The organism is Thiorhodococcus mannitoliphagus (assembly GCF_010915725.1).
Classification (GTDB): Bacteria; Pseudomonadota; Gammaproteobacteria; order Chromatiales; family Chromatiaceae; genus Thiorhodococcus; species Thiorhodococcus mannitoliphagus.
The window spans coordinates 1-9,143 of the sequence record NZ_JAAIJR010000177.1 but is presented as its reverse complement, the minus strand read 5'-3'; the positions used below and the strand labels follow the sequence as shown (position 1 = coordinate 9,143).

Below are 9,143 nucleotides of genomic sequence, written 5' to 3'. Positions count from 1 at the left end.
CTTTCCCCACGGGGGGTTATTTTGTTCTGGCCGCTTTTATTCCAAACCGGGGGGGGGGGGGGGGCGGGGCCCCCGCCGCGCCGGCCCGCGCGCGGGGGGGGGGGCCCCCCCCCCACGGCGGGGCGCCGCTCCCACGGCGCTTGACCTGAAGGGTGCGTTGCCCCGATCTGAGTCTGCAGCTGGGCTCATCAACGAGTGATCCGCGTCGGTCAGCGAAATCGGCCGAGACGAGCACACCTGGCGCCGCCGCCGCGCAAGTGATGTACACGACCAAAGCATTCGCGCGCTATACTTGCCGCTCTCGACGTTGTCACAGACAACGGCTGGACTCAGGGCCTTCATGGGATGATGCATCTCCCTAAGGCCGTATCTACGACACTCGTCTGCTCAAGCCCGAATTCATGTCATTGCTCGCCGCGCTGCCCATGGCCGCGCTTATGCTTGACCACGACCTCTCCGTCAGCTCGGCGAATCCCGTCTTTCTGGACCTGCTGGGCTATAAGGACAGCGAGATCATTGGACGGCGGTTCGATTGTCTGTTGCTCACCGCGCAAACGGAGGCTCTGGGTGAGCTTCTAAGATCGGACGACCGCTTCAGCATCCAGCTCGATTTGAGGTTCATCTCTGCTCGCGGCGGATCGCTGCCGGCAAGCGTCGCGGTCTCCAAAGTTTGCGAACTCGATGCGACTTCGAAGGGGCAGCTTTCGGTCATCCTGGAGCGGCTCGATCGCGAGCATGCCCTGCAGCAAGTGCTGCGCATTGATGAGGCACTTTCGCTCGCCCAGATCGCCAACTGGGAGTTGCAGCTCGACACTGGTCGCATCCTCGCACCGCGAGATTGGCTGGCACGCCTGGGCATCAGCACCGAAGAGGAACTCACCCTGGAGCGCGCCCTCAGATGCGTCTATCCGCAGGATCGGGACCTCGTCGCGTCGACATTCGAGCAGGCGCGCAACAGGGGTGCGTCCTTCCGCATTCGTTTCAGATTCCTGTCAGCCAAGGGCGGACTGCGTTGGGCCGAATGTGCCGGGCGCCGCTATCCCAACGACTCCGGGCTCGCGGGCCGCATCTGCGGCGCCATTCTGGATATCACGGATCGCCAACTGGCCGAGCAGGCCTTGGAACGATACGCGGACATCGTCTCGGCGAACCCGGACCGCATCGCCTTCGTCGACCGTGGCTGCCGGATCCAGGCGGCGAACGAGGCCTTTCTGCAAGGCGTGAACCAGGTGCGCAACAGCATCATCGGCCGCAGCTTCATTGAAGTCTGGGGAGAAAGTCAGCTCGCCGCCCTGCTCTACCGCAACCTTGGGCACTGTCTCGACGAGGGTCGCAGCATTATCGAGGACGTGCAGGAATCCGGTGTGGACGGAGCGCGGCTCGACCTCGAGGTCAGGCTGTTCCCCCACCAGGATGCGCAAGGCAAGGTCACGGGCATCGTCATCAACGCCCGCGACGTCACCGACATCCGCGAGGCGGAGCGCAGGCTCCTGCAGTCCGCCGCCGTCTACTCGGCAACCTCCGAAGGCGTGCTCATCACGGACGCCTCCGGCATCATCGTGCGGGTGAACTCGGCCTTCACCCAGATCACCGGCTATTCGGAATCCGAGATCCTGGGACAAAAGCCCAGCCTGCTCAACTCCCAATGGCACAGTCGCAGCTTCTTTTTCAACATGTGGCGCCGAATCCTGCGACAAGGCTCCTGGCAAGGCAACATCTGGAATCGCCGCAAAGACGGCGAGGTCTACCGCCAGCGACTCATCATTCGCCGGGTCAACGACCCGCGCGGCAAAGTGGTCAACTTTGTCGGCGTTTTCGCCGAACGCGCCACAGCTCCGGAGGCCACCCGCCCCGCCGAGCACGTTATTCACTACGATGCGCTGACCAAACTCCCTAACAGGCTCTTGTTCGAGTCCCGACTAGAGCATGGCCTCGAACTCGGTGAGCGTAAGGATTCCTCACTCGCGGTTTTCGTGCTGGATCTAGACCATTTCTCGCACATCAACTCCAGCCTCGGACATCACATCGGGGACGACCTGCTGCGCACGGTCGGCATCAAGCTGCGCGACACCATCCGCCCGGCTGACACGCTGGCCCGCCTGAGGGCCGACCAATTCGCCTTCCTCTTCGAGGACATCGAGGATGTCGAGGAGGTCAAGGAGATCGCAGAACGCCTCCACAAGGCGATGCGCGCGCCCATCTGGGTGCGCAACCACCTCCTCCATGTCAACGTCAGCATCGGGATCGCCCTCAGCGCCGACCTTGCCGAGAGCTGTGGATCCATGATGGCCAAGGCAGAATCCGCGCTGCGGCAGGTCAAGCGGCAGAGCCGCAACGCCTTTCAAATCTATCTGGCGGAGCCCGACACAGCCCGGGCGGAGCACCGTCGCCTCCTTGGGCTATTGCGCAGCGGACTGTCACAGGGGGACTTCAAGCTGCTCTATCGCCCGGGAGTCGACATGCGATCCGATGTCTGTGACTACCTCGAGGCAATCGTGCAGTGGGAGCAGCAGGAGTTCGGGCGGGTCTCCTCTGAGCAGGTGACAACCCTGGCCGACGAAATCGGCCTCACAGCGGAGATCGGCGATTGGGCATTGGAAGAGAGCTGCCGCCAATTGAAGCACTGGCTGCGCCAAGGCCTTCCAGTCCTCAGCCAGGGCATCAAGATCTGTGAGCGCCAACTCACCCAGGGGGATCTGGTGCGCAAAATGGCCATCATCTTAGAGGACAGCCCCCGAATCGCCTCGCACCTGGTCATGGAATTCAGCGAGTGCCTGCTGATAAAGCATCGCGAGCAGATCATGGATGTCTTTCGCGGACTCAACGAGCTTGGCGTCGACATCATGCTGACGGAGGTTGGTATCGGCTGGACGGCCCCCGCCATTCTGCAGCGACTGCCGATCAAGACACTGAAGATCCATCCCAACTTCGTCGAAGCCCTACCGGACTCGGCCCATGAGCTTGCCGTGGTCGAGGTCCTGATTGCAATGGCACAATCTCTGGAGCTGGATGTTCGCGCCGATGGCGTTCGCACCGAAGCGCAAAAGTACCAGCTCATGAATCTAGGCTGCGCGCGCGCCCAGGGCGAGCTGTTCAGCGAACCCTTGACCGCGCCTCAGGTCTCGACCTGGCTGAGTCCCAAAGGCAAGACTCCCCAACCACCGCCGCAGCGCAAGAGCTGAGCAGAGGCACCTGCGCAACGTCTCGAGCCCCCCGGGCGAGCACCCAAAATCTGTCCACCCGATCCTGCGCCGAGCCCTTGAACTCCAGATGGGGCGGCTGGACGGCCTCCCGAGAGCCTCAGCGCGAGGCCAATGCCTTGCCCGCAAACCGCGCTGGCCGCTCAAGGCTGGCCGCAGCAGGCTTCTTTCAGGTTGAATCACCTAGCCTTGGCGTGTCTAATCGTCAGTCCGCTTTACAAGGGGTCCTTACCCATGCCGTTAGCCGACCTCGCACCCGCCACCGACCAGCCCGGTCTCGTGGATGCCTACGTGCCCTTGGCGGACTGCTTCGACGAGATGCGCACGGCCGATGGCGAAGTTCGGCCCCATTGGCAGTACCTGCTCGACGCGCTGCGGACTCTGGGTCCGGCAGGCATTGAAGAGCGTTGGCGCGAAGCCTCCCGGCTCATTCGTGACAATGGGGTCACCTACAATCTCCACGGCGATCCCCAAGGCATTTCGCGCCCCTGGGAGCTGGACCTGCTGCCATTGGTGATTCGCAGCGAGGAATGGGCCGAGTTGGAGCGCGGGCTGATTCAGCGCGCCGAACTCTTCAATCTCATTTTGCTCGACCTCTACGGTCCGCGTGATCTCATCCGGCTGGAGCTGCTGCCAGCGGAGCTGATCGATGGCTGTGCGGGCTATTTGATCCCATGCCACGGCATCGAAATCTCGGGCGGCCAGCCCCTGGTCCACTATGCCGCCGACCTGACACGGCTGCCCGATGGGCGCTGGCAAGTCATCGGCGACCGCACGCAGAGCCCGCTCGGAGCCGGCTATGCACTTGAGAATCGAGTCGTCCTCTCTCGCGTGCTGCCCAGCCTCTTCCGTGACTCGCACGTTCATCGTCTGGCCGGTTTCTTCCGCTCCATGCGCCGCACCTTGACGCGCATTGCGCCGCAGCGTGGCGATGACTCGCGGGTCGTGGTCCTGACGCCAGGCCCGAAGAATGAGGCCTACTTCGAGCACGCCTATCTCGCCAACTACCTGGGCTACACGCTGGTGCAGGGCGGCGATCTCTCGGTGCGGGATGGCGCACTCTGGCTGCGCACCCTTGGTCGACTCGAGCGCATCGATGCCGTCCTGCGCCGGGTCGACGACATTTGGTGTGATCCACTCGAACTGCGCGAGGACTCGCTGCTCGGCATTCCTGGCCTCGTTCAAGCGACTCGGGCGGGCAATGTGGCGCTCGCCAACGCGCTTGGCAGCGGCGTGCTCGAGAACGACGCACTCATGGCCTTTCTGCCGCAGCTCTGCCAGCACCTCTTAGGTGAGGAACTCGCGCTGCCGCACGTCCCCACTTGGTGGTGCGGCGACGCGGAATCCCGCGCGCAGGTCCTGGAGAATCTCGATCACCTCATCATCAAGCCGCTGTCCGCATCGCGCGGGCGCCCGCCCCTGGAGCCAGGGGCGATGGGGACGGAGGCACGCAAGCGGCTCATTGCGGCCATTCAGAGCCAACCAGGCGAATACGTGGCGCAGGAACGGGTGCACCCATCCACAGCTCCCGCCCTCATCGGACAGCGGCTCGAACCGCGTCCGACCGTTCTGCGCACCTTCCTCATTGCCGAGGAGGAAAGCTATGCGGTGATGCCCGGTGGACTCGGCCGCCTGGCGCTGAGCCAAGAGAATCTCGGTGTCTCCAGTCAGCTCGGAGGACTAGGTAAGGACGTCTGGGTGCTGGCCTCGGAGCCAGAGCGCCAGGAAAGCTTGATGCCAGCGGGCGATGTGCTGATGACGCCCGCGGTCGTGCAAGAGAGCGCCGTCTCCAGTCGCGTCGCGGACAACCTCTTTTGGATCGGCCGCTACGCGGAGCGCGCGGAAGGTCTGGTGCGCTTGCTGCGTATCACCATCTTCAAGTACGCCGAGCGCAGTGATTTCCCGCTCTCACAGGCAACATCCTCCTGTCTGCGCTCGCTGCTAGAAGCCCTGACGAACCAGACGCAGTCGTTGCCAGGCTTTGTCGGCGCAGGCGCGGAAGAGCGACTGCGTCATCCAGTGCCCGAACTGCTGTCCTTGATCTCCGACCGCACTCGACCGGGCAGCCTGCCGCAAACGCTGCAGGCACTCGGCCAAGCCGCCTATTCGGTGCGCGACCGCATGTCCGCGGACACCTGGCGCGTTATCGGCAACATTGAGTCCCTTCAAGCGAGCCTCGCGGAACATCCGCCGCAGCAGCTCTCCCAGGCGCTCGATGAGCTTGATCCCTTGGTCACCGCCTTGGTGGCCTTCTCCGGACTGACTCTGGAGAACATGACCCACAACGAAGGCTGGCACTTCCTCGAGATCGGGCGCCGCCTCGAGCGCGGCTCAACCGTCGCCAGCTTGCTCCTCTCGACCCTGGTACCCGTGTCGAGCGAGCAGGACGAAACCATGGTCATCGAGGCCGTCCTGGGGGTTACCGACAGCCTCATCACCTACCGCAGACGCTATCGGGGGGGCACGCGCGTCGGCGCCCTGCTCGATCTCGTCTTCCGAGACGAGGGCAACCCGCGCGCCCTGGCCTATCAGATCGCCATGCTGCAGAAACTGGCCGTAGAACTCCCACGCGGCGACCTTGCCGTCGGCCGCACACTGACCGATAAGCTGGTGCTGCGCAGCTTGACCGAGATTCGCCTGGCCGAGATCGACCATCTCATCCAGGTCGACCCGGATGAGATGCGCCGCGTCGCCTTGGCCAAGATGCTCACCGATCTCTCCGACGGTATGGCGGCCGTTTCAGACGCCATCACCGCACAGTACTTCCGCCACGAAGAGCAGCCGCACAGCCTGCTGCGTCGCAACGAGCCAGCGCTGCCATGAAGTATCAGATCTCATGAAATATCAGATCCAGCATGTGACCCGATACGAGTACGCAGAACCCGTCTCTCTGTGTCACAGCCTCGCCCACCTCAAGCCGCTGCAAACGCGCACCCAGCGCTGTCTCGCCTGCAGCGTTCGGGTCGACCCCTGGCCCGCGGTCAGTCGCGAGCACGAGGATTTCTTCGGCAATCGCGTCAGCTATTTCTCGATCCAGCAGGCACACAAGGTCCTGGAAGTCACCGCGGTCAGCGAAGTCGAGATCGACGCCCAACTGCCACTCGAGCCCGATCGCACACCCCCCTGGGAGAATGTCGCGCAAAGGCTCTACGACAAGGGCGATGGCTTGATGACAGACGCGCGCATCTTTAGCCTCCCCTCAGCGCAGATCCCGCTCGAACCAACAGCCACGGCCTATGCAGCCGTTTCCTTCACCCGGGACCGACCGCTGCTTGAGGCCACCCTTGAATTCATGAGCCGAATCTTCAACGAGTTCGAGTACGATCCGACCTCGACGACCGTCGCGACGCCTGTCGCCGAGGTCATGGCGCAACGTCGCGGGGTTTGTCAGGATTTCGCGCACATCGCCATCGCCGGACTGCGCGGGCTCGGCCTCCCGGCGCGCTATGTCAGCGGCTATCTTGAGACCCTTCCCCCGCCCGGACAGCAAAAACTACAGGGTAGCGATGCCTCGCATGCCTGGTTCTCGGTGCTGCTTCCCGACTTCGGCTGGGTGGATTTCGATCCAACCAACGACCAGATGCCCGCCGAGCAGCACATCACCACGGCGATCGGACGCGACTTTCAGGACGTCACCCCCGTGCGCGGCATCTTCTATGGCGGCGGCGACCATCGGCTGAGCGTGGCTGTCGATGTGAACCGCGTGCCCGAGGCGCCGGACGAGCCCGCCTGACTGCCGGCCTCTGGTCCGCAGACTCAGTGCGCCGCGCCGACCCGCTCGGCGCGGTAGCCTGCGCTGAGCCGCACATAGTTGGCGGCCACATAGTCGAGGTACTCCTGCTCAGTATCCGTCAGCGGCCGTGCTCGGCGTGCCGGCGCGCCGAGCCAAAGATAGCCACCCTCGAGCACTTGACCGGGTGTCACGAGCGCCCCCGCCCCCAGCATGGTGCGCGGCTTGAGAACCGCCCGGTCGAGCACCCGAGCGCCAATGCCGACGAGGCAGTGATCTTGGATCTCGCATCCGTGCAGCACCACTTGGTGCCCAACGGTCACGGCGTCATGAATGATGAGGGGTGCGCCGCCCGGCATGAAGCGGCTGTCATGGGAAACGTGGAGGATACTGCCGTCTTGGATGTTGGTCTCCGCGCCGATCTCGATGCGATGGATGTCCCCCCTGAGCACGCACATGGGCCAAACGGACGAGCGCGCCCCAAGGGTGACATCACCGATCACAACCGCAGTCTGGTGCGCCCAGGCATCCGCAGCAATTTGCGGGACCTTGCCGTCGAAGGCTTCGAGTTTTGCCATAAGATAACGACTTCCGATAACGAGGTGGCCGCTCACGCCAGGATGGCGGCCGAATTCGAGCATCGCGTTCAAGCCTGAGCCTTTGTGACCGCGCGCACGCACCGCGCAAACCATGGGTCATGCGTTGGCGTTAGAATCTCGCCAGATGCCCTTCAGGCTCTGAGTGAATGCTGTCATCAGGACAATAACTTCGTGCGCTTTACGTCTCAACCGCTCCTAGCAAGCCCTAAACCAGGCCACGCGGCTACATCATGCGTCAACTGATCAAGCTTCTATCCTGGACGCTGAGCGCCCTCCTGGTCATCGTACTCGGCCTCGCGGCCCTGCTCGCCTTGGACAGCCGGCCGCAGATCCCGCACATCGCGCTGACATCGGCCGAGCGCGCTTGGGTCAAAGCCTGGATCGCCACCAACCGACCAAGCGCAAACCGCTCGGAAGGCATCAATCGCCTCACCCTAACGGAGAAGGAGGCAAACCTCCTGCTCAATGGGCTGCTCGACCGCGCTGCGCAGGGTCGCGCAACGCTCGATCTGCAGGACGGCGCGGCCGAGATCTCCGCGTCACTGCGGCTGCCACTGGACCAGGTGGCGACCTACCTCAATCTCCGGCTCAAGCTGATCGAAGACGCCAATCTGCTGAAAATCGAATCGGCACGCGTCGCCGGCCTCCCAATCCCAGCCGCCCTCGCTCAAAAGCTTGCGGAGCAAGCCATCGGCGCCGTTGCGCGCGCCCAAGTCGTGCAGTCGCTGGAGATCGAGGACGAGGCCGTCAGCCTCAGCTATGCCTGGCGTCCGCATCTGCTGGAGCACCTTGGCAGCAGCTTGGTTGCCGAGGACGACCTGCCGGATGTCCTGAGCTATCAGGCGCAGATCCAAGCCATCGCCCAAAACTGGCCGAGACGTCAGCCGATCGCCCTCTCGAAACTGCTCTCGGAGTTGCTTGCCACAGCTGCGGCCGAGCGCCGCGCAGACCCGGTTGACAGCAATCGGACCCTCATCATCGCCCTGACCGCCTACGTCAATGGCAAGAGGATTCGCGCCCCCTCGGACGACGATTCCAGCCGAACATCACACCCGCGCCCCGTGACATTGCGTGGACGCCGCGATCTCAGTCAGCACTTCATGACCTCGGCAGCCTTGACCATCGAGGGGAGCGACGCACTCTCCAACGTCATCGGCTGGTACAAGGAGTTGTCCGACTCGGACGGCGGCAGCGGCTTCAGCTTCGCCGATATGACCGCCAACCGCGCCGGAATCCGCTTCGCCAAACTCGCCACCGAAAACGCCGCCAGCGCGCGCAGGCTGCAGCAACTCGGCCGCGCCGGCCTGAGCGAGGATGACTTCATGCCGAAGATCGACGGGCTCCCGGAAGGCATGAGCCGCAGCAGCTTCGCAACCGACTTCGGCGATCCGGACGCACAAACCTACAAGCGCATGATCCTTCACATCGACCGGCGTATCGACAGCCGCCCGCTCTTTCGGCCATCCCCAGGCTGATTGAAGCTAACAGGCTCCTCGGAACAAGGCGGCCATCAGGTGCTGGGGCCTGTCGTCGCTCAAGCCATTCCGCGAGATTCTCTTAGAAAGCGTCCATCAACAACTTCCCCCCTTTCGCAAAGGGGGGCTAGGGGGATTT

At 63.6% G+C, this 9,143-nt stretch carries 5 protein-coding genes; 4 read left to right on the top strand and 1 reads right to left on the bottom strand.

From position 1 onward, the window contains the following. Nucleotides 1-401: 401 nt before the first annotated feature. The 3 genes from G3480_RS23710 (at nt 402) to G3480_RS23700 (ending at nt 6,933) form a co-directional block, all read left to right on the top strand. Nucleotides 402-3,182: a bifunctional diguanylate cyclase/phosphodiesterase gene (locus tag G3480_RS23710; protein ID WP_240906018.1), complete on the top strand. Its 2,781-nt coding sequence runs from the start codon at nt 402-404 to the stop codon at nt 3,180-3,182. Nucleotides 3,183-3,434: 252 nt separating this feature from the next. Beyond that, nucleotides 3,435-6,023, top strand: coding sequence for a circularly permuted type 2 ATP-grasp protein (locus G3480_RS23705; protein WP_164656707.1), 2,589 nt, complete (start codon nt 3,435-3,437; stop codon nt 6,021-6,023). Nucleotides 6,024-6,036: 13 nt separating this feature from the next. Continuing rightward, nucleotides 6,037-6,933 carry a transglutaminase family protein gene (locus tag G3480_RS23700; protein WP_164656706.1) on the top strand — a complete coding sequence of 299 codons (897 nt, stop codon included), beginning with the start codon at nt 6,037-6,039 and terminating at the stop codon, nt 6,931-6,933. A gap of 23 nt (nt 6,934-6,956) precedes the next feature. Here G3480_RS23700 and G3480_RS23695 read toward each other — a convergent pair whose 3' ends face one another. Beyond that, nucleotides 6,957-7,508 carry a gamma carbonic anhydrase family protein gene (locus G3480_RS23695; protein WP_164656705.1) on the bottom strand — a complete coding sequence of 184 codons (552 nt, stop codon included), beginning with the start codon at nt 7,506-7,508 and terminating at the stop codon, nt 6,957-6,959. A gap of 251 nt (nt 7,509-7,759) precedes the next feature. On the opposite strand from G3480_RS23695, the gene G3480_RS23690 reads away from it, so the two are divergent. Then, on the top strand, nt 7,760-9,004 hold the full coding sequence (locus G3480_RS23690) for a YfiM family lipoprotein (protein WP_164656704.1): 1,245 nt from the start codon (nt 7,760-7,762) through the stop codon (nt 9,002-9,004). Nucleotides 9,005-9,143: the final 139 nt, after the last annotated feature.